The organism is Thalassospira sp. CH_XMU1458 (assembly GCF_037027205.1).
In the GTDB taxonomy this organism is placed as follows: domain Bacteria; phylum Pseudomonadota; class Alphaproteobacteria; order Rhodospirillales; family Thalassospiraceae; genus Thalassospira; species Thalassospira tepidiphila.
This window is the reverse complement of the sequence record NZ_JAYMDW010000001.1, coordinates 57,676-77,524: the sequence shown is the minus strand read 5'-3', so window position 1 is coordinate 77,524 and position 19,849 is coordinate 57,676. Positions and strand designations below refer to the sequence as shown.

20 protein-coding genes and 1 other RNA gene are annotated in these 19,849 nt (G+C 55.6%); 10 read left to right on the top strand and 11 right to left on the bottom strand.

All coding sequences use genetic code 11. The features are described 5' to 3' along the window. Positions 1–5 precede the first annotated feature (5 nt). Both WBY09_RS00370 and WBY09_RS00365 read right to left on the bottom strand, forming a co-directional pair. Entirely contained in the window at positions 6–962 is a 957-nt protein-coding gene (locus tag WBY09_RS00370; RefSeq protein WP_336231754.1) for a 2-hydroxyacid dehydrogenase, read from the bottom strand. A 47-nt stretch (positions 963–1,009) separates the two neighbouring features. Then, the gene (locus WBY09_RS00365) at positions 1,010–1,585 is read right to left on the bottom strand and encodes a hypothetical protein (protein ID WP_287444264.1); all 576 of its coding nucleotides are present in this window, start codon (positions 1,583–1,585) and stop codon (positions 1,010–1,012) included. A 180-nt stretch (positions 1,586–1,765) separates the two neighbouring features. On the opposite strand from WBY09_RS00365, the gene WBY09_RS00360 reads away from it, so the two are divergent. Continuing rightward, a complete protein-coding gene (locus WBY09_RS00360) occupies positions 1,766–2,380 on the top strand; it encodes a hypothetical protein (protein WP_287444265.1) in 615 nt (204 codons plus the stop codon). 61 nt (positions 2,381–2,441) lie between these two features. Here WBY09_RS00360 and WBY09_RS00355 read toward each other — a convergent pair whose 3' ends face one another. The 4 genes from WBY09_RS00355 to WBY09_RS00340 all read right to left on the bottom strand — a co-directional run bounded on the left by WBY09_RS00355 (position 2,442) and on the right by WBY09_RS00340 (position 6,786). Beyond that, entirely contained in the window at positions 2,442–3,899 is a 1,458-nt protein-coding gene (locus WBY09_RS00355; protein ID WP_336231753.1) for a DUF4139 domain-containing protein, read from the bottom strand. Positions 3,900–4,101: 202 nt separating this feature from the next. Continuing rightward, entirely contained in the window at positions 4,102–4,587 is a 486-nt protein-coding gene (fliW, locus tag WBY09_RS00350; RefSeq protein ID WP_008889070.1) for a flagellar assembly protein FliW, read from the bottom strand. A gap of 116 nt (positions 4,588–4,703) precedes the next feature. Next, entirely contained in the window at positions 4,704–6,068 is a 1,365-nt protein-coding gene (locus WBY09_RS00345; RefSeq protein WP_336231752.1) for an adenylate/guanylate cyclase domain-containing protein, read from the bottom strand. Beyond that, positions 6,052–6,786: a Crp/Fnr family transcriptional regulator gene (locus WBY09_RS00340; RefSeq protein WP_008889072.1), complete on the bottom strand. Its 735-nt coding sequence runs from the start codon at positions 6,784–6,786 to the stop codon at positions 6,052–6,054. The genes WBY09_RS00345 and WBY09_RS00340 overlap by 17 nt, the downstream gene beginning before the upstream one ends. A gap of 454 nt (positions 6,787–7,240) precedes the next feature. On the opposite strand from WBY09_RS00340, the gene WBY09_RS00335 reads away from it, so the two are divergent. The 7 genes from WBY09_RS00335 to aroQ all read left to right on the top strand — a co-directional run bounded on the left by WBY09_RS00335 (position 7,241) and on the right by aroQ (position 14,091). Continuing rightward, entirely contained in the window at positions 7,241–8,266 is a 1,026-nt protein-coding gene (locus WBY09_RS00335; protein WP_063085780.1) for a DctP family TRAP transporter solute-binding subunit, read from the top strand. Positions 8,267–8,373: 107 nt separating this feature from the next. Next, entirely contained in the window at positions 8,374–8,856 is a 483-nt protein-coding gene (locus tag WBY09_RS00330; RefSeq protein WP_286792022.1) for a TRAP transporter small permease, read from the top strand. After that, positions 8,853–10,121: a TRAP transporter large permease gene (locus WBY09_RS00325; protein ID WP_064788160.1), complete on the top strand. Its 1,269-nt coding sequence runs from the start codon at positions 8,853–8,855 to the stop codon at positions 10,119–10,121. Before WBY09_RS00330 ends, WBY09_RS00325 begins: the two co-directional genes overlap by 4 nt. Before the next feature lie 11 nt (positions 10,122–10,132). Next, positions 10,133–10,981, top strand: coding sequence for a shikimate dehydrogenase family protein (locus tag WBY09_RS00320; protein ID WP_008889076.1), 849 nt, complete (start codon positions 10,133–10,135; stop codon positions 10,979–10,981). 12 nt (positions 10,982–10,993) lie between these two features. Further along, complete coding sequence (locus WBY09_RS00315) at positions 10,994–11,647, top strand: GntR family transcriptional regulator (protein WP_063085768.1); 654 nt, start codon at positions 10,994–10,996, stop codon at positions 11,645–11,647. Between the two features lie 81 nt (positions 11,648–11,728). After that, positions 11,729–13,606, top strand: coding sequence for a bifunctional sugar phosphate isomerase/epimerase/4-hydroxyphenylpyruvate dioxygenase family protein (locus WBY09_RS00310; RefSeq protein ID WP_197146485.1), 1,878 nt, complete (start codon positions 11,729–11,731; stop codon positions 13,604–13,606). A gap of 38 nt (positions 13,607–13,644) precedes the next feature. Next, entirely contained in the window at positions 13,645–14,091 is a 447-nt protein-coding gene (aroQ, locus tag WBY09_RS00305) for a type II 3-dehydroquinate dehydratase (protein ID WP_197146486.1), read from the top strand. 144 nt (positions 14,092–14,235) lie between these two features. On the opposite strand, the gene recR is transcribed toward aroQ, so the two are convergent. The 4 genes from recR to ffs form a co-directional block, all read right to left on the bottom strand. After that, entirely contained in the window at positions 14,236–14,829 is a 594-nt protein-coding gene (gene recR / locus WBY09_RS00300) for a recombination mediator RecR (RefSeq protein WP_197146487.1), read from the bottom strand. Between the two features lie 120 nt (positions 14,830–14,949). Next, positions 14,950–15,273, bottom strand: coding sequence for a YbaB/EbfC family nucleoid-associated protein (locus WBY09_RS00295; protein ID WP_008889081.1), 324 nt, complete (start codon positions 15,271–15,273; stop codon positions 14,950–14,952). After that, positions 15,270–17,159 (bottom strand): DNA polymerase III subunit gamma/tau, encoded by a 1,890-nt coding sequence (locus WBY09_RS00290; protein ID WP_336231751.1) that lies wholly within the window; start codon positions 17,157–17,159, stop codon positions 15,270–15,272. Before WBY09_RS00290 ends, WBY09_RS00295 begins: the two co-directional genes overlap by 4 nt. 179 nt (positions 17,160–17,338) lie before the next feature. After that, positions 17,339–17,433: signal recognition particle sRNA small type (gene ffs, locus WBY09_RS00285), an RNA gene on the bottom strand. A gap of 190 nt (positions 17,434–17,623) precedes the next feature. Between ffs and nudC the strand changes: the two genes are divergently transcribed. Both nudC and WBY09_RS00275 read left to right on the top strand, forming a co-directional pair. After that, positions 17,624–18,550: an NAD(+) diphosphatase gene (nudC, locus tag WBY09_RS00280; RefSeq protein ID WP_197146489.1), complete on the top strand. Its 927-nt coding sequence runs from the start codon at positions 17,624–17,626 to the stop codon at positions 18,548–18,550. A gap of 78 nt (positions 18,551–18,628) precedes the next feature. Further along, the gene (locus WBY09_RS00275; RefSeq protein ID WP_197146490.1) at positions 18,629–19,429 is read left to right on the top strand and encodes a transporter substrate-binding domain-containing protein; all 801 of its coding nucleotides are present in this window, start codon (positions 18,629–18,631) and stop codon (positions 19,427–19,429) included. Between the two features lie 40 nt (positions 19,430–19,469). On the opposite strand, the gene WBY09_RS00270 is transcribed toward WBY09_RS00275, so the two are convergent. Further along, complete coding sequence (locus WBY09_RS00270) at positions 19,470–19,838, bottom strand: DUF1636 family protein (protein WP_197146491.1); 369 nt, start codon at positions 19,836–19,838, stop codon at positions 19,470–19,472. Positions 19,839–19,849: the final 11 nt, after the last annotated feature.

Sequence of the window (19,849 nt, the reverse complement as noted above, 5' to 3'; positions counted from 1 at the left end):
GTTGATCAGACCGTAAATGGCACGTCCTTACCGGCAACAAAGGCATCGATGTTATCAAGCGCGCGGAAACCCATGGCGTTGCGGGTTTCAACCGTGGCCGAGCCCAGATGCGGCAGCAGGAAGGTGTTGGCAAGGTCGCGATAGGCCGGTTCGATGTTCGGTTCACCGGCATAGACATCAAGGCCCGCTGCGGTCAGTTTGCCCGATTTCAGGGCGGCAATCAGATCCTGGTCATTGACGACATCGCCGCGCGCGGTGTTCACGATAATCGCACCATCGGGCAGCTTGGAAATGAAATCCGAATTGACCATGCCGCGTGTTTCAGGCGTTGACGGGCAATGCAGCGACAGGAAATCACAATGGGGCAAAAGACCCGCGATACTGTCGTGATAGGTCGCCCCCATTTCCTGATCTGCGGGCAATTGACGGCGATTGTAATAGTGGATGTCCATATCAAAGCCGCGGGCGCGTTTGGCAACCGCCTGACCAATACGGCCCATGCCAACGATGCCCAGTTTCTTGCCCGTCACTTGTGTGCCCATCAGATGGGTTGGACGCCAGCTTGACCAGGTGGCGTTGCGGACTTCGGCCTCCCCCTCGCTGGCACGACGTGCTGCACCAAGGATCAGAAGCCAGGCAATATCGGCGGTGGCATCGGTTAGAACACCCGGGGTGTTGCCAATGATCACGCCCTTTTTCCTGGCGGCGGCCAGATCGATATGATCGGTCCCGACCGAGAAGGTGGCGATGATTTTCACACTGTCGGACAGATGATCGAAAAATTCGGCATCAATCGGATCGCCAACCGAAACTAGGGCGGCATCCGCACCATGACACAGCGCCAGGATTTCGGCCCGGGTCAGGGGATCGTCATCTTCCTGGGTACGGATGTCGTAACTTTCAGCCGCACGCTTGGCGACGGCATCGGGCAATCGGCGGGTGACGGCAAGAACAGGTTTCATGATGGGTTTCTCCCTGAAGCGATTTTGTTTTTAAGTTTTCAATTGTTTTAGAATAACTGCCCGACGGCCAGACGGATACCGATTGATGTGATCACCAGCGACAACAGGAAGTCGGCCAGAACAATGGTGCTTGCCGTCGGGATCGGGACCGACAGGGTCAGCTTGGCGATATAGACGCCATACACCAGTGTTGCGATCACCGCGATAAAGACAAAGCCACCGGCCCCCAACGACGGGAACAAAACACCCAGCATCAAGGCCGCCAGATAGAGCCCCATCTGAAGCACGCTTGCCCAGTTATAGACCGTGATAAACGCGATATAGCGTTCGGCACGGCCCAGCATCGGGATGACGTGGAACATGATCAGCGGAAAGGCGACCCACTTGATGACATAGGCGATGACTTCGACCAGCATGTAACGCATTGCCGGGAAGTCGTCCGGGGCATCGAAGATGTCGTTCCAGCGCAACATGGCAAAGGCCGGAAACACAATCACTGCCGCCAGAAACGAACGCCAGAATCCCTCGATTGAAAAATTAAAAAATCCAAGACCCTGGGTGTCGCCACGGGCAAGACGCCATGTGCCGTAAAGGGCGCGCAGGGTTTCGCTGGAGGTGTTCATTTAGGGCTTGTTTCCGGGCTGTGGGGCAAAGCAGACATGAATGTGTCTAGCAGTCTGTGGGCAACAGTCCAACAGCTTATCCCCGAATGCCCGTCCTTCACAAGGTGGGGTTGCCAAACGTCTTTTTCTTGCACGGGTCATCGGGCCCTTGAGACGGCAAAACGAGGTGGCGGGATCAGGATGACGGACAATACGGACGAAGAATATGCGTTGCGCTTGTCCTATCTTGAAAAAACCGATCCCAACTCGCTGGCGGTTGCGCGGCTGTATCTTGAAATGGCAAGCAACCACAGACCCGATCAGCGCGAAGAGGCATTGGCGCTGTTTGATGCCGCCGATGCAATTTTCGCACTGCATCTGCCGACGGCACGTGATGCGGCCGTGGCGGGGCTGGCACTTAGCCTCAATAACCGGGCCGCGCTTGAGATTGAGGCCGGTGAATGGGACTGGGCGGTGGATGCTGCCTGTCAGGCCGTCGAACTGCGTCAGGATCGCTTGCGCAATTGTGTCGGGCGCAAGGATGACAAGGAACGGTTGGATCTTGGCTATTCATTGGCCGCGCTTGTTCTGGCCCTGCAAGGGGCGGGCAAGCTTGATCTGGCGCGCGATGCGGCATGCGATGCGGTCAAAGCGCTGGGCGCCTTTGCCGGGATGCGCAATCAGGATGCGTTTGTCCTTTTGACCAAGCTGATCTGTATCTATGCCGATCTGTGCAACCGGACCGGACAACTGCCCGATGCCAATGTTTTGTTGCCGCTGGCCAAGGCGTTTTACTCTGCGCGCGGCAAGTCCTGAGCAAACAAAAACGGCCACAAGGAAGGTTCCCTGTAGCCGTTCCAATGCATGGATTGATTGATCAGCGGGTGCTTGCTACCGACCAGGTCAATGTCACTTCACCATTTGCCGGAACGTCGATGTCCCAGCTGATCTGGCCGGGTTGATCGCGTTCGTGCTTGTGGCTTTCGGCCGTCACTTTCCAATCCACTGGCAGGTCTTCACGGACGGTGACGGTTTCGACACGGTCACTGGTATTGCGGATGGTCCATTTCAGATCGGCCTTAATGGCGTCTGGCAGGTTCGGGCGCGCCTTGCGGTCAAACGAGGTGACATTACGCGTGCCGTTCAGGTCGCTGGCCTTGCCCAGACGCAGGGTCGCATCACGGCCAACCGGGGTCAGCGAAATCATGTCTTCGGAAAGATAGCCGGTATCGCCTGCCGGAGTTTGGGCATAGATGCGCACAATGCCATCCGGCCACGGGCTTTTGGCGTCTTTGCCGCCTTCGTTGGTGATGTCGATTTCAAGATCCGGGCGGACGAAATCGTTGGTGTCATTTTGCGCCATATTATAGACGCTGCTTGATGCCTGGAAGATCGCGTGGCGTTTGACCGGCAGGATTTGCGGATCAAGCAACGGCAGAATGACCGTGTCGCCATCCTGCATCGAAAGGCCGTCAAACGGGCCATAAACATGCAGGTTTTCAAAACTTGCCCGGTCCGGCGCGCCAGCAGAAGGTGCAGCACCATCGGCCATGACCGACATCATCATTTCGGTGCGTGCGGCCTTGGCCATCGGGGGCTGCTGCACCCGGTTGGGGTCACCGGCGACCAGACGCAAGGACGCATTGTCATAATCGTTGCCTGATCCGTTCATGACCTTGGCGATTGCTGTCAGTTTCAGGCTGTTTTCCGCGCGGTCGTAATAGGCGGTATAGGACGTGTTCCAACCGATCCCGCCCAGAAGATAGGCCATCGATACGTGGTCAAGCGTGCTACCGGTCGCGATATCCGCATCAAGGGTCGGACTGGTGGTAAAGCCATCGGGCAGTTCGGAAACAATCACCTGATCAAGCGGCACCTGTTCCAGACCGGCATCGGTTTCAATCAGGGCAACATGGCTTACCGCGACAAGGGTGCCTTCAATCAGGGCGTCGTCACGGCGAATGGTGACGGTCTTGCCGATCTGATCGCGCACAAGGTCTTCAATGGCGTTTGATCCGTTGCCGCGATTGCGCAAGGACGTCCAGACAAGATCGGCATCCTTGGCAGTGCCGAGCAGGAAGGAGTCATTCATGATGGTCTGGGGCAGGCCATCAATGCGAAGCGTGCTTTGGCCTGCGGGAATGGCCGCATCGCGTTTTTCGGTAATCAGCGACAGGTTGCCGGGATAAACCGTCAGCTGCAGGCTGGTGCGGTTGTCGGCTGATAGTCCAACGGACGGGCTTTGCGCGCGGGCAGGCTCAGCATCCGGTCCGAAAAATACCGCTGATCCCAACAAGGCGGCGAGTGCAAAACGATTGCGTAATGCTGCTGTCATTCCCGATCCCTTTTGTCATGATGAAGTGGGGCTATGCAATTTGCTCTGATTGCCACCTTTGCGTGAAAAGATGGCAGGATCAAGGACATGCAGGGATAATTTCAGGCAAGACGCATAAACGCATGGTGCCAATGCACGCAAACGTTTGCCCGCGCAATTCGATGCGCAGCAAAAGGTCAGAATCCGAAGATGGGGCTTATGCTTAGCTCAGAACGTGGTGGAAGGAATATCCACCGACCTCGGGCAGGTGATGCTGGTAGGCAGCCTGACGGGCGGTATCAATAATGATCGGCGCGCGCAGATTGACCGACATGCTCACGGGGCCATCATCGGGCTTGTGCAGGGTCACAATCAGCAACACCGCGCCATCTTCCTTTTTGATGCCGTGAATGCCAAAGCCCTGTTCAAGGTGTTCGGGCCGGATCGTATCGCTTTCAAGGTTATAGGGTGCCACGATAAAGGCCAGTTCCGGTTCGGTCAGGCATTGCATCAAAAGAAATGCATTGCCGCTTTCACCCGGGAAGCTTGCCAGCGCAAAGACGTTATGATCAGGAAAGCCCTTAAGCCCGGCCGGGAAGTAAATGGCCTTGTCCCAGGCGAATTCGCGTTCGCCAAACAGGGTGGTCAGTTTTACGGCGGACGGGACGGGCCCCTTGGCCGTCGGGTTCGCGCCTTTTTCGGTCGCCATCGCGTCCTCCTGCTGATCCGTTTTCATGCTGCACCAGAAATATCAAAGCACTTTGGATTGGTTTGCCGGATATTCAAGGGCTTGGCAGACCGGAAGACATTCTATTAGCAGTTTATTTAGCAGCCGTTAAAGCGGACCCCGACAGGTTCACTAAACCCTTTGACCTGAATTGTTTGCGTTTGTGCATAGCGGGCAAGAAGAATCGGTCCGGCGACCGGGGCTTCCTTGCGCAGGCGGTTGGCGAATTGTTCGCTCATCACCGTATCGCTGCCAAGTTCGCGGGTTGCCTTTTCAAGGCGGGCGGCAAGGTTGACCGTGGCCCCGATGACGGCGGGTGTGACCGCCTCGCGTTGGCCGATATCGCCCACAACGGCCGGGCCGAAATTAAGCCCAACCCCGATTTCAAGCGGTTCGCCGCCATTTGCCGGGGCCCGGGTCTGCCATTCGGCGACCTGTGCGATGATTGCCTGTGCGGCACAAAATGCATTGGCCGCCGGGTTTTCAAGATCGTCGAAGGCGGCAAAACTCGCCATCACCGCATCACCGATATATTTTTCAACAATGCCGCCATAGGCACCGATTTGCGATGTTGCGATGTGATGGAACTGGTTTAGGAACCGCATGACTTCCTGCGGGTCGCGCTTTTCGGCAAAGCGTGAAAAGCCAATAACATCGGCAAACAGAATAACGCATTCGCGGCGTTCACCCACACGGATCGGTTCATCACGATCGGCCAACTGATCGGCAAGGGCAGTCGGGAAATATCGCGCCAGATTACCATGCGCACGTTCGGATGCGGCGGACTGGTTGATCAACACCCGCAAACGCGAAACCATCACCGCACAGGCTAATGTAAAGACGATGACAATAATCACCTGTTCGGCAAGGGCCGAGATATCGACAAATTCCGGCAGGTTATAGGTATCGATGATTTCTTGCTGGCTGGGGTTCCATTCATCGCCGAAATGCTGGGAAACGATCACGCCGGGCCGCGTCATCAGCCACCAGATCGCCCCGCACCATGACGCAAACAACCAGAAGCCGAACCACAGGATCAGGCGCGGCGAAAAGGTCATGATGATGATTGCCATCATGATCATCGAAAAGACCACGCCACGGTCGCGCACGACAAATCCATATAGCCATGCCGGATGATCCAGCAACGGATTAAGCGGATCAGGCACAACCGAGACATAGACAATCAGAACCGCATCAATCACCGCCAGCAGATAGATCATCCAGTATGATTTGCCGCCGCGAAAGGCGACGAAAAGCTGAACAAACACGCCGGGAATGAACCAGCCGAGGACCTCAAGCAATGTGTAAAGCTTGCCAGTCGGCGAATCAGGTTTGCTAAACAAAAGCAGGATGAACGCCAGAAGGCAGATGCGTAAGAAGGCAACAAGGATCAGCCCGCGCTTTTCTTCGCGGGCGACAAGGCGTTCAAAAATTGACTCGGAAGGCTCAGTTTTTGACGGCATCAGCAAGAAGTTGTTTCAGCCCTTCGCTGTCCTTGACGACCAGTCGACCATCACGGCGCGTGATCATCCCCTGTTTTTCAAGTTCGCGCAGCTTCTTGTTCACCGCTTCACGGGTCACACCCAGCATCAGACCCAATTCCTGCTGCGACAGCGGAAGTGCGATGCGAATGCCTTCCGGGTCCGGGCCGCCATGACGTTCGGCCAGCCACAGGATGCGTTTGATCAGACGTGCGGTCAGATCAAGGAAGTTGGCATCTTCAAGCAGGTCACTGACCCAACGCAGGCGACGGCACAAAAGGGCGGTGATGTGACGGCGCAGCGGAGCTTCACGGTCAAAGATTTCAAAGAAGTCATCGCGCGAAATGAAAAGTGTCCGGGTCGGGCCAACCGCCCGTGCGGTCGCTGTGCGCGGTTCGCCATCCAGCAATGCGATTTCGCCAAATACCGCACCGGGGGCCAGAACGTTAAGCACGATTTCCTTGCCGGTTTCCGAAACCGATGAAATGCGAACCTTGCCGGCCTCGACCGCATACAGCCCGTCTGCCGGTGCACCCTTTTCAAACAGCAACTGACCATCGTCAAACCGGCGGACAGTCGCCTGGTTTGACAGTTGCTCCAACAGTTCGGGGTCCAGATCCTCAAACAGGAAGCTGCCTGCCAGAATGCGCGAAGCAATCTTCGCAAGTTGCGGTGATTTTGGGCCGGTTACACTGTTCACGGGGTTCACTTTGAAAATGGTTTCGTTTCAGCGGGCGAATCGCAGAATTCGAATGCCAAAGTAGCACAAATATCCTGCTTTACAGCAAGCTGTTTTGCAATTGGCATCTGGCCATTGCATCTGTTGCCAAGTCACTGGAATGCTTGTGATGCGACAAGGTTTTTTGATGTCACTGGTTTGAAATTCAGACAGCCCTCCCCCAAGCTTATAGATGTTAAAGCATCGCTTTTTGGCAGGAATTTGACAGAGAGATCGGGGCTGGCCGCAGAAAATGGTAACGATCTGAATGGGTCCGAAGGCCTTATTTTACGCGGCTCACAGGTAAAATATAGAACATTTGACAAAATCTCCTATGTTTTTTAAATTATCCTAATTCCGAACAGGGACCGCCCAAGAACAAGAGTGTCAAAAGCAACCACGGTCCGCGGATGTCGTTTTATATCGGGAGGAAGAAATGAAGATGATTTCCAAAGGTGCCTTGTTTGGCGCCGCTTCAATGGTCGCCGCGTCATTTGGTTTTAACGCGCAGGCAGCCGATGTGACCCTGAACTTTGCCCATGTTGACCCGGCAGAGTGGACCACCTCGAAAAAAGGTGCAGCGTCACAGGTCTTTAAAAACATTGTCGAAGCAGAATCGGCTGGCCGTATTGAGGTCGCTCTGTTCCCGGCCGGTGCGCTGGGCGGTGAAACTGATCTGCTGCAGAATACCCAGGACGGTACGCTTGCCATGTCGATGGTATCGGGTCCGTTCTCCAAGGTCTGCCCTGAGGCAGCCGTTCTTGATATCCCTTATGTTTTCCCGAATGCCAACGTTGCCTGGAACGTTCTGGATGGTGATTTCGGCAAGGAACTTGCCGCGCACTGCCTGGAAAAAACCGGTCTGCGTACGCTGGCCTATGGTGAAACCGGTTTCCGTAACTTCACCAACTCCCAGCGCGCAATTTCCGAGCCGAAAGACATGGAAGGCTTGAAAATTCGCGTCATGACCGTTCCGCTGTTCGTGGAAATGGTCAAGGCACTTGGTGGCGAACCGACCCCGATTCCGTGGCCGGAAGTTCCGACCGCACTGACCACCGGCACGGTGGACGGTCAGGAAAACCCGATCAGCGTGATCTATGCCAACAAGTTCTATGAAATGCAGAAATACCTGACGCTTGACCGTCACGTGTATGGCACCGACTTCATCGTGATCAACGAAGCAATCTATCAGAACCTTTCCGAGGCTGATCAGGCACTTCTGCGTCGCGCAGCCGGTGTTGCATCGAACGTTGGCCGTGCGGTTCAGCAGTTCAACTCTGCCGAAGGCGTTGCCAAACTGGCAGAGGAAGGCATGGAAGTAACCACGCCGACCGCCGAACAGCTCAAGATGTTCCGTGATGCCGCTCAGCCGGCAGTCATCGAATGGCTTTCGGGCGAGATCGATGCTGCATGGATCGAAAAACTGCAAACTGCCGTTTCCGAAGCTGAAGCTTCAATGTAATCGGTGTTTGGCGGGTCGGGTGCTCCTCCTTGCGCCTGACCTGCCCTTTTTTCCCGCCACCGTGCTTATAAAAGCATAATAATTTTCAGAGCGATCCGGGGGAACCCATGCAACGCACCGAGAATGCTTACAAGCGTTTGCTCGCCGGACTTTCGGGATTAAGTATCCTAATTGTTTTTGGTGTCGTTTTTGCCGGCAGTGTCAGCCGATATCTGTTTTCTTCCCCGCTGCAATGGAGCGAAGAAATCGCGAAATACGCGATGATCTATGGCTGCATGTTCGGTGTGGCCTATGCCTATCTGCAGGGTACCCAGATCACTTTCAGCATTGTTGTTGATACCATTCCCGCACGCAGCCGCCGCAAGCTCGCAATCATTGTTGATGCCGCGACGCTGGTGCTGGGCGGTATCCTTGCCTATGCAGGTTATGTATTTGCCGCCAAGCGCGGCGGTATTGTTGCCTCGGGCATCGGCATTCAGATGTATTGGGCGCAAATCGCCATCACTGTTGGTGGTGTTTGTCTGGTGATTGCCGCCATTTTGCGCCTTGCATCTTGTCTGAATAAGAATTCCACCGGGGGTGAAGCATGATTACCGGCGTCACCCTTCTGGCACTGCTTGCGATCGGTGCACCGGTTGCCTTTGCGATCGCGCTTGGCATTGTCGCCTATATCAGTACCGGCACGTTTGGCATTGATCTTCTGCCGCAGCGTATTTTTGCCGGGATGGACAGCTTTACCATTCTTGCCATTCCGCTGTTTGTTCTGGCCGGCGAGTTGATGAATGCCAGTGGCATCACATCGCGTGTGATCAATCTGGCCAATGCACTTGTAGGCCATGCCAAGGCCGGTCTTGCCCAGGTCAATATCTGGTCCTCGGTGATCTTTGCCGGTCTTTCGGGATCTGCGGTTGCTGATACATCCGCAATTGGCCGTATCTTTATTCCGTCGATGGAAAAGGAAGGCTATCCGCGTGATTTTGCCGCCGCCCTGACGGCTGCATCATCGGTCATCGGTCCGATCATTCCGCCCAGCATTCCGGTGATTATCTATGCGCTGATCACCACCAATGTGTCGGTGCCGGCCTTATTCCTTGCCGGGATTGTGCCCGGTGTTTTGCTGGCGATTGCGTTGTCGGTTTATGTGCGCTTCTTTGTCAAAAACCACGCCAAGCCGCGCGAACGCATGAATATGGGCGAGAAGCTCAAGGCGATCTGGAACGGCCTTATTCCGCTGTTCATGCCGGTCTTTGTCATCGGCTCGATCCTTGCTGGCATCGTCACCCCGACCGAGGCGGCAAGCTTTGCTGTGTTCTATGCACTGGTTGTTGGCCTGTTCGTATTCCGGGAACTGAAACCGGGCGATCTGCCGGCAATTTTCGCAGGTGCGATGCGCGATTCATCAAGCATCCTGATCATCATGGCAACGGTGGCGGCGGCAAACTGGTTCATGACCTTTGCCGGTATTCCACAGACCGTCAGCAAGTTCGTTCTGGGCTATGTCGACAGCCCGGTCACCTTCCTGATCCTGATCAACCTGATGCTTTTGGCGGTTGGTCTGGTGCTTGAAGGGATTGCTGCGATGCTGGTGCTGGTGCCGATCCTGCATCCGATCGCGATCAGCCTTGGCATTGATCCGACCCATTTCGGGATCATCGTGATCTTTAACCTGATGATCGGCCTGATTACGCCGCCGATGGGATTGTGCTTGTTTGTTGCGGATGCGATTGCGGGCGTCGGTATGGCCCGAATGATCCGCGCGATCATGCCGTTCTTTATCGTTGAACTGGCGGTGTTGCTGATCATCACCTTTGTACCGGGCATCGTTACGTTCTTGCCCGATCTGTTTGGATTTTAGGATACCTGTCCATGTTGAAACTCGGTCTTATTGGTAAAGGCATTTCGCGGAGCCAGTCGGCACGACTGCACGTATTGCTGGGCCGTATGTGCGGTATGGATGTCACGTACGACTATCTTGACAGCGATGTGATCAAGGATTTTGACCTGATCAAGCAGCTGACTACCTGTGCGGAAACCGGCTATGCCGGGGTCAATGTGACCCATCCGTACAAAACAAGTGCGCGCAAACTGATCACCCCGCGCAAACGCCTGCCCGAAGCCCTGGGCTCGGTAAACACCGTTGTCTTCCGCGAAGATGGCTGGCGTGGGGATAACACCGACTTTGTCGGCTTCATGCGCGGCTATCAAAAACAGTTCGGCGATGCCAAGCCGGGAACCGTTTTGCAGATGGGGGCGGGTGGTGTCGGCCTTGCCACGGCGTTTGGCCTGCGCGGGCTTGGTGCGGACAAGATCCTGATCCATGACAAGGATGCCGCGCGCGGTGAAGAACTGGTGGCAACCCTTGTTGCGGCCAATGCCAATGCGGCCTTTGTCGGTGAAGATGACCTTTCTGATGCGGTGCGCGCGTCCGATGGTTTGATCAACTGCACGCCGGTTGGCATGAACCAGTATCCCGGCTGCCCGTTTGATACCGATCTGTTTGGTGGACAGAAATGGGCGTTTGATGCGGTCTATACCCCGGTTCAAACCGCCTTCCTGCGCGCTGCGGCCAAATCGGGGATCGACGTCATGACCGGCTTTGAACTCTTCTTCTTTCAGGGTATTGAAGCATTTGAAGTTTTCAGCGGGGCAGAGATTGATGCCGACGCTGCGAGGGACGAATACTTCAATGCCTATCCCGAGGCATTGACAGGCTAGGGGACCAAGACCATGAGCAGCAGTACCGTTGCCGAGACAGTCTATAACGAAATTCGCGATGACATTTTGTATGGCGAATTGCAGCCGGGCGTGAAGCTTAAGCTCGAGGCGCTGCGCGAACGTTATAGCGTCGGGGTCAACACGCTGCGTGAAGTGCTTAATCGTCTGGTGGCGTCGGGCTTTGTGTTTGTCGAAGGCCAGAAGGGCTTCCGTGTTGTTGAAACATCGCCGTCGAACTTCATGGAACTGACGGCGATGCGACTGTTGCTTGAACGCGATGGTCTGGCGGCCTCGATCAAGCATGGCGACGTTGAATGGGAAGCCCGGGTTGCGGCCGCCCATCACAAGCTTTCCACTGTTGAAAAGCAGATGCTTGACCGTGACAGCCGCGAACTGACCGTGCGCTGGAGCCAGTATGACCGCGAATTTCATCAGGCGCTGATTTCGGCCTGTGGGTCGAACCTGCATATGCGCCTGCACCACGAGATTTTCGATCAGTTCCGCCGCTATGTGGTGATCGAACTCAAAACCCATGGTTTCCGTGCCCAGGAAATCATCGATGAGCATCGCGAAATCTGTGAGCTGTCGCTTGCACGGGATCTGGATGGCGCGATTGCCAAACTGACCGACCATATCGAAACCTATCGGCGCCGTTCACAGCATTGATCTGCGCGCGGGGTACGCCCCGCGATTGCAGCATCCTTCTGTGAATGTGCCGGTGCCCCACATGCATCCCGGAGGGATAAAATGCTGACCTCAATTGCCACAGTTTCACTGTCAGGCGATCTTCAGGAAAAACTCGATGCCATTGCCGCTGCCGGCTTTGACGGGGTCGAGATTTTTGAAAATGACCTTCTGTCCTTTGACGGATCGCCGGAAGATGTTGGCAAAACGATCCGTGATCTGGGTCTGAAACTGGTCACCTTCCAGCCGTTCCGCGATTTCGAAGGCATGCCCGAACCCCAGCGCACCCGCGCGTTTGAGCGCGCCGAGCGCAAGTTTGACCTGATGGAAGAACTGGGCACAGACCTATTGATGGTTTGTTCGAACGTCTCCCCGCAATCATTGGGCGGGCTTGATCGCGCCGCCAAGGACCTGGCAGAGCTTGGCGATCGTGCCGCCAAACGGGGCTTGCGTGTCGCGTTCGAGGCCCTTTCATGGGGCAAGCATATCAGCGACTATCGCGACAGCTGGGAAGTCGTGCGGCGCGCCAATCACCCGAATGTTGGTCTGGTGCTTGATACCTTCCACATCATGGCGCGCAAGGTGCCGCTCGATGCGATTTCATCGATCCCGGGCGACAAGATTTTCCTCGTGCAGGTGGCCGATGCGCCGATCCTTGAAATGGATGCCCTGTCCTGGAGCCGCCATTTCCGCTGCTTCCCGGGGCAGGGGGACTTCCCGCTCGGTGAGTTCATGCGCAACCTTGCCATGACCGGCTATGACGGGCCGCTGTCGCTTGAGATTTTCAACGATCAGTTCCGCTCAAGCTCGACCAAGAACGTGGCCAAGGATGGTTTGCGCTCCCTGATCTATCTCGGCGACGGCATCGAAGGCGTTCAGGTTGGTGAGAAGGGCACGGCCCTGCCGCCCAAGGCGCATGCCAAGGAAGTCGGCTTTGTCGAGTTCGCGGTCGAGGAAGAAAACGCCGAAAAGCTTGCGACACTGTTCGCTGCCCTTGGCTTTGAAAAGCGCGGCAGTCACAAGACCAAGGCGGTGACATGGTGGAAACAGGGTGACATCAACCTTGTGATCAATTGCGACAAGGATGGCTTTGCGCATTCCTATAACATCGTGCATGGCCCGTCGGTCTGTGCGGTCGGGCTTAAGGTCGATGACGCCAAGGCAACGATGGATCGCGCGCAATCTTTGCTGGCAGCCCCCTTCAGTCAGGCGGTTGGCGAAGGCGAAATTGAAATGCCGGCCATCCGGGGTGTCGGCGGCAGCCTTGTTTATTTCCTTGATGACCATAGCGAGCTTTCGCGCATCTGGGATGTCGAGTTTGAACCCGAAAAGGGTGCTTACGCTGACGCCGGAAAGGCAAAACTTCGCAAGGTCGATCATGTGTCATACTCGATGCAGTATGAGGAAATGCTGACCTGGCTTTTGTATTTCACCTCGATCTTTGATCTCGGCAAAATGCCGACCCTTGATATCCCGGATCCGGGCGGGCTTGTGCAAAGTCAGGTGGTGCAAAGCGATGCGGTGCGTTTGATCCTCAATGGCTCGCAAAGCCCGCATACCCAGCATTCCCAGTTCCTCAACGAGTTCTTTGGCAGCGGTGTGCAGCATCTGGCCTTTGCCAGCGACGATATCTTTGCCTCGGTGGATTATTGCATGGCACATGGCGTTGAAATCCTGCCGATCCCGGAAAACTATTATGACGATATCGAAGCACGGTTTGGGTTGGAGCCGGAACTGCTTGATCGTTTGCGCGCACGTAATATTCTCTATGATCGTGATGATGAAGGTGAATATTATCAGGCCTATACGCGTACCTTCGCCAACCGTTTCTTCTTTGAATTGGTCGAGCGTCGCGCGTATCGTGGCTTCGGGGCGGCCAATGCGCCGATCCGGCTTGCGTCACAGACGCGCATGAACCGTCGTAACGATGCGGCGAAATAACCACAGGGCACCAAGCGCATAAAGGCGGGAACAAGGAAATGAGCGTGCAGGAAATTCTAGTCATCAACGGACCGAACCTGAACCTTCTGGGACAGCGCCAGCCGGAAATTTACGGCTATGACACGCTGGCCTCGATCGAGGAAAAATGCAGTGCCCTTGCCAAGGAGCTTGGCGTTTCGGTGCGGTTTGGCCAGTCCAACCATGAAGGTGCGATCATCGACATGATCCACGAGGCCCGCACCAAATCAGCCGCCCTGATCATCAATGCCGGTGCCTATACCCATACCTCGGTTGCGATCCATGACGCGCTCAAGACCTTTGAGGGCTATATCATCGAGCTGCATATTTCCAACCCGCACGCGCGTGAGGAATTCCGCCATACCAGCTGGATCAGCTCGGTCGCCGATGCGGTGATGGCAGGTGCCGGTGCCTATGGCTATGAGCTGGCAACCCGCCTTGCTGCGGAAAAGATCAAGGCTGCCTGAAAAAGGCTCTGAATTATTCAATCCGGCTGTGGCAGAATACTGTAATTCTGACCTCAGAAGGTTTGAATAATTACGACACAGTAATTGTGAAAATAATTAAGGGCAGCTCATGGCTGCCCTTTTTTCTGTCTGAATGATTGCTGTTTAGACCGAGCTTCTTGAGCGCAATGCGGCCGCCAGTGTGCCATCATCAAGATAATCAAGCTCACCGCCCACCGGCACGCCATGGGCAAGGCGGGTGACCTTGACCCCGGTTTCGATCAGCCGTTCGGTGATGTAATGTGCTGTGGTCTGACCATCGACCGTGGCATTGGTGGCAAGGATGACCTCGGACACAGCGTTTTCGCGCACGCGGTTGACCAGCTGATCGATTTTAAGGTCATCCGGGCCAACACCATCAAGCGGCGACAGCGTCCCGCCCAACACATGATACTTGCCCTTAAACGATGCCCCGCGCTCAAGCGCCCAAAGATCCTGGACTTCCTCGACCACACAGATGATGTCCGTGCCGCGGTTTTGGTCTGCACAGATATGGCAAGGGTCGGTGACATCGATATTGCCGCAATTCGAACAGGTCGTCATGACCTCCGCCGTGGAATGCAGCGCATCTGCCAGCGGGATCATCAATGTTTCAGGCTTTTTGAGCATCTGCAAGACCGCACGCCGTGCCGAACGCGGCCCAAGTCCGGGCAGACGCGAAAGCAGCTTGATCAGATTTTCAATTTCCCGTCCGGTCATAATGACCCCGTGTGTGGTGTTTTCTGATAGTTAGCTTGTATCAAAAACAAAGGGCGGCGCAACGCCACCCTTTGCCGCGTACATTAAAAGTACGAATTTTATCGCGTGTCCGATGAAAGATCAGAACGGCAGTTTGAAGCCTTCCGGCAGGTTCATGCCGCCGGTGACGTCTTTCATCTTTTCCTGAACGGCGGCCTCGACCTTGACCTTGGCGTCGTTATAGGCGGCCACAATCAGGTCTTCGAGGACTTCGGTGTCGTTCGGGTCAACGATGCTTTTATCAAGCGAAAGGCCGCGCATTTCGCCTTTGCCATTCAGCATCACCTTGACCATGCCCGCACCGGACTGGCCTTCGATTTCAAGTTCAACCAGTCCTTCCTGCATTTCCTGCATTTTGGACTGCATCTGCTGGGCCTGTTTCAGCATCCCTGCAAGGTTCTTCATAGCTCGTCGTCTCCTTCGAGATAAAATGCGTCGTCATATACGGAACCGCTTTCGTCCTCTTCGCCCTCGGCATTTTCCTGGCCGGGTGGCAGATGGACGGCAACGATTTTGGCTTTTGGTAAACCATCCAGAATGGCCCTGACCAGCGGATCTTGCGAGGCATCTGCCTTGCGCTGTTCAAGGGCTTCAAGTTCCTGTTCCTTAAGGGTCGGTGCCCCTTCTTCGCGCTCCGACACACTTACCAGCCAGCGATGACCGGTCAGGCCATTCAGCGCCTTGATCAGCTTGGTCGAAAGGTCCGACCCCGCCCCGCGTGCCGGGCGAAATTCAATGCGACCCGGCTCATACTTCACCAGATGCATATAGTTTTTGACCTGCATCGAAAGGCCGGTGGTTTCCCGGTCCTTGCCAAGCAACTCGGCAACTTCTTCGAACGTTTCGGGCATCTTGGCATAGACTGGCTGTTCGACCTGTTCGGGTTCGCCCAGCGGATCAGGTCGGCGCTGGGCAACGGCGGCTGCACCGCCGCCGCCATTAACAACCTGCATGCGCGGTCCCGGGCCACCACTACCGCCGCCATTGCCGCCACCTTGTGGCGCGCCGCCGCCGTTACCGGCATTGTTCATGTCCTGACGCAGCTTCTTGATCAGGTCACCGGGCGGTGGCATTTCCGCGGCATAGGCCAGGCGGATCAGGATCATTTCAGCGGCCTGAATCGGTGATGGCGCAATGCGCGTTTCTTCAAGGCCCTTAAGCAACATCTGCCAGGCGCGGGTCAATTGCGGCATCGCAAGCTTGGCGGCAATTTCCTTGCCGCGTTCGCGTTCGATCTGTGACACGCCGGGATCATTGGCGGCATCAGGCGACAGCTTCACGCGTGTCAGCCAATGGGTCAGATCAAGCATATCATGCAACATCACCGGCGGATCACCACCAAGGGCATATTGCGCGCCAAGAAGTTCCAGCGCCTCGTTAATCTCGCCCTTCATGGTGTGATCAAACAAGTCGAATATGCGTGACCGGTCCGAAAGACCCAGCATGTCACGCACCTGCTGGGTGGTGACCTTGCCAGCACCATGCGAGATTGCCTGATCAAGCAAGCTCATGCCATCACGGACCGACCCATCGGCGGCACGCGCGATCAGGGTGACGGCTTCTTCTTCGATCTCGGCATTTTCAAGCCCGGCGATGCGGCTATAGTGCGCGGCCAGTTCATCGGTCTGCACGCGGCGCAAGTCAAAGCGCTGACAGCGCGACAGGACCGTGATCGGGATTTTGCGGATCTCGGTGGTGGCAAAGATGAATTTCACATGCTCTGGCGGTTCTTCAAGCGTTTTCAAAAGCGCGTTAAACGCACTTTTCGAAAGCATGTGCACTTCGTCGATGATGTAGATCTTGTAGCGTGCCGACGTCGGGCGATAACGAACACCTTCGATCAGTTCGCGAATGTCATCAACGCCGGTCCGCGACGCCGCATCCATTTCCAGAACGTCAACATGGCGGTCTTCGGCAATCGCGCGGCAATGCTCACACACACCACACGGCTCGATCGTCGCACCGCCCTTGCCATCTGCGCCAATGCAGTTCAGCGCACGCGCAATGATACGCGCCGTCGTGGTTTTACCAATCCCGCGCACACCGGTCAGGATGAAAGCATGCGCAAGGCGGCCACTTTCAAGCGCGTTTGACAGCGTCTTGACCATCGGCCCGTGGCCGATCAGTTCATCAAAGGATTTCGGGCGGTATTTCCGCGCAAGAACCTGATACTCGCTTTTGCTTTCTGGCTCGGCCGTGGTGACGGGCGCGGTTGTGTCCGTGACGTTACTGTCTGTCACCGTGTCACCTTCTGGTGCCGTTTCGCTGGCGGTCTCGATCTGCTCGCTCATTCATCCGGTCCGGACTGTTTTAATTCTCATTCGGTTTTAGCAGCTTCGAAGCCCTATGGGAAAGACCAAGTGGGATATTTCCCACACAAACTTGGGAAAGTTCCCATGCAAAAAACCATCTGCCCATCAATGTCAGTGGCAAAGAAAATATCAGCAATTTCAATGGGAGGGTTTGAAGGGTGAGAGACTGAGCAGCGACCCGGAAAAACTCGTTACGGCTGCTACCTTCCGGTCCTGACCGGGTTGGCGAGCGGTCCGTCCACTGCCAGCCTCTCGCCCCCTATATCGCGCAAGCGTCCATAAAACGCAAGGGTTGGCTGGGATTTTTTCTGTTATCAAGCAATCGTGGCTTTTGACCGATCCTCACCCACGTTAATGTCATGCTCCGTCACCACAGGAAATGTCGGCGATCCCATGGGCTTGCCCGATATATTCCGCATCAGAATTTCAAGAAAGTGACCACCATGCACAGGCTGTTTTATGAATCCGTTGATCTTGATCGCGATGCGGTTTTGCGCAAACGCGAAGACTGGCAACAGGTTCTGTTGGCCGAGGAGTCGCTGCGCATCCTGATTTGCCATGCCGGTGATCCGCTTTTTGCCTGGCCGGAGGATATGGACGCCCATGAACTGGTGGTGCTGGGCGCCCCGGCGGTTCCGCATCTGGATGTTGATCTTCATCGCGGGCAGTGGATTTATCTTGGTCGTGATGAAAGCGGGCCAGTGATTGCGGTCGATATTGCCGCGGTGGTGACAGATCGTGACGAGGCGATCCGCAAACTCGGTGGTGGTTTTGGCGATATGCGCACCCGCATGGCCAATCTTTCGGTGGATGAGGCCGCCCTTGCCGCACAGGCACGTGCGATTTTCAACTGGCATCAGGGGCACCAGTTCTGTGGCGCGTGCGGCCATCCGAATGTGGTGGCAGAGGCGGGCTATCGTCTGCAATGCAGCAACCCGGATTGTGGCAAATCGCATTTCCCGCGCACCGATCCGGCCGTCATCATGTTGATCCATCATCAGGATCATGTGTTGCTTGCACGGTCGCCGCAATTTTTGCCCGGCATGGTGTCGGTTCTGGCGGGGTTTGTCGAACCAGGCGAAACCCTTGAACAGGCGGTCGCGCGTGAAGTGTTCGAAGAAGTCGGTGTCCGGATCAAACGCCCGCAATATGTCGCATCCCAGCCCTGGCCGTTTCCGGGTTCCTTGATGCTTGGCTTTGTCGCCGAGGCCGAAACAACAGACCTTTTGCCCGATAACGAAGAAATCGAGTTTGCGATGTGGGTGCATCGCGACGATGTGCCAAACCTGCCCGAAAAAGGTATCAACCTGCCGCGTCCGATATCTATCGCACGCTTCCTTCTGGAAAACTGGTGCGCCGGCCACATATAGAAACAAAGAGGCCTTTGTCACCATCCTGGTGATACGGCATCGCTGTACTGGGTGATGATCGGTATTCAGGAAAAAGCTTTGGTAGCGATACGTTTTCTACGTGATTTGGGTGTAACCGGCGTTGCTGTCTGTTTGCTTGCGATTTTGTTCGCAGTAACGGCCGCAAAGGCCCATGAACGGATCCCCGTCAAGGTCGGTGCGTATGAATATGGCGTGGTCTATTTCTATGAGGATGGCGAGCCTCAGGGCATGGTTCTGCACCTGATCAGACTTCTGAACGATTTGCAGGACGAATATGTGTTTGAACTTGCAGAAACCTCATCGCGGAGACGCTATCAGGCCGTAACCGGTGGTGATGTGGACCTTGTTCTGCTGGAAAGTTCACAATGGGAGTGGCTGGAATTTGATGTTCGCTTTTCCGAACCCATTGTTCAGGAAAAAGATCTTTATCTAACTCTGGCTGGACGCGATGACATCCAAAGCCTGCTGTCGAATGTGACCAATCATCCGATCCTGTGCGTCTTGGGGTTCCATTACGGATTTGCCGATTTCAACGCGGATCCGGAATATCTGCGCCAGAACTTTGATGTTTTGCTGCGCTATAACGAGCAAGAGGTCCTTGACGGACTTCTGGCCGGGGAAGCCCCGATTGGGATTGTCTCGGCGGGCTTTCTGGCCGCCCGGTTTGTTGATTATCCATCCTTGCGCGAAAGCCTTGTGATTTCAGATCAACCCGATGCCGTCCATGATCTGGTGGCGGTGCTGTCAGCCGGATCGTCGATCCCGCTTGAACACTTCAATCAATTGATTGCGAAACTGCAATCCACTGGCGAGGTCGAACGCCTGTGGCAGCAACTTCACATCGGTCTGTCTGGCTAGGCAATGACCAAAGTCCTGCGCCAAGCCCCGACCGCATCTGCTACTCGATCGGCGGGATGCGGGCAATAACATTGCGCCGCAGGGCATCTGGCCGTTCGCGCCAGGCAACAATGCCCTTTTCACTTTCGGCATATTTTGACGCCAGTTCACAGAGATCCTCGACCATGCTGTCGGGATCAACATTGCCATAAACATATCCCCATTTACCCGATCCGTTCAGCGCGACCGAACAGCCAGACTTGCAGTTGGTCAGGCATTCAACCGGTTTCACCTCAAACGGCAGATCGCGCGTGGCACAGATTTCCTGAATGCGCTCAAAAAGCGTCTGACCATCACGCGGATCACTTGGTGCGCTGGCGGTGGAGGACGTGCAGGTCGTACAGATATTCAGGCGGGACTTGGCGGTCATGCGGGTGATCT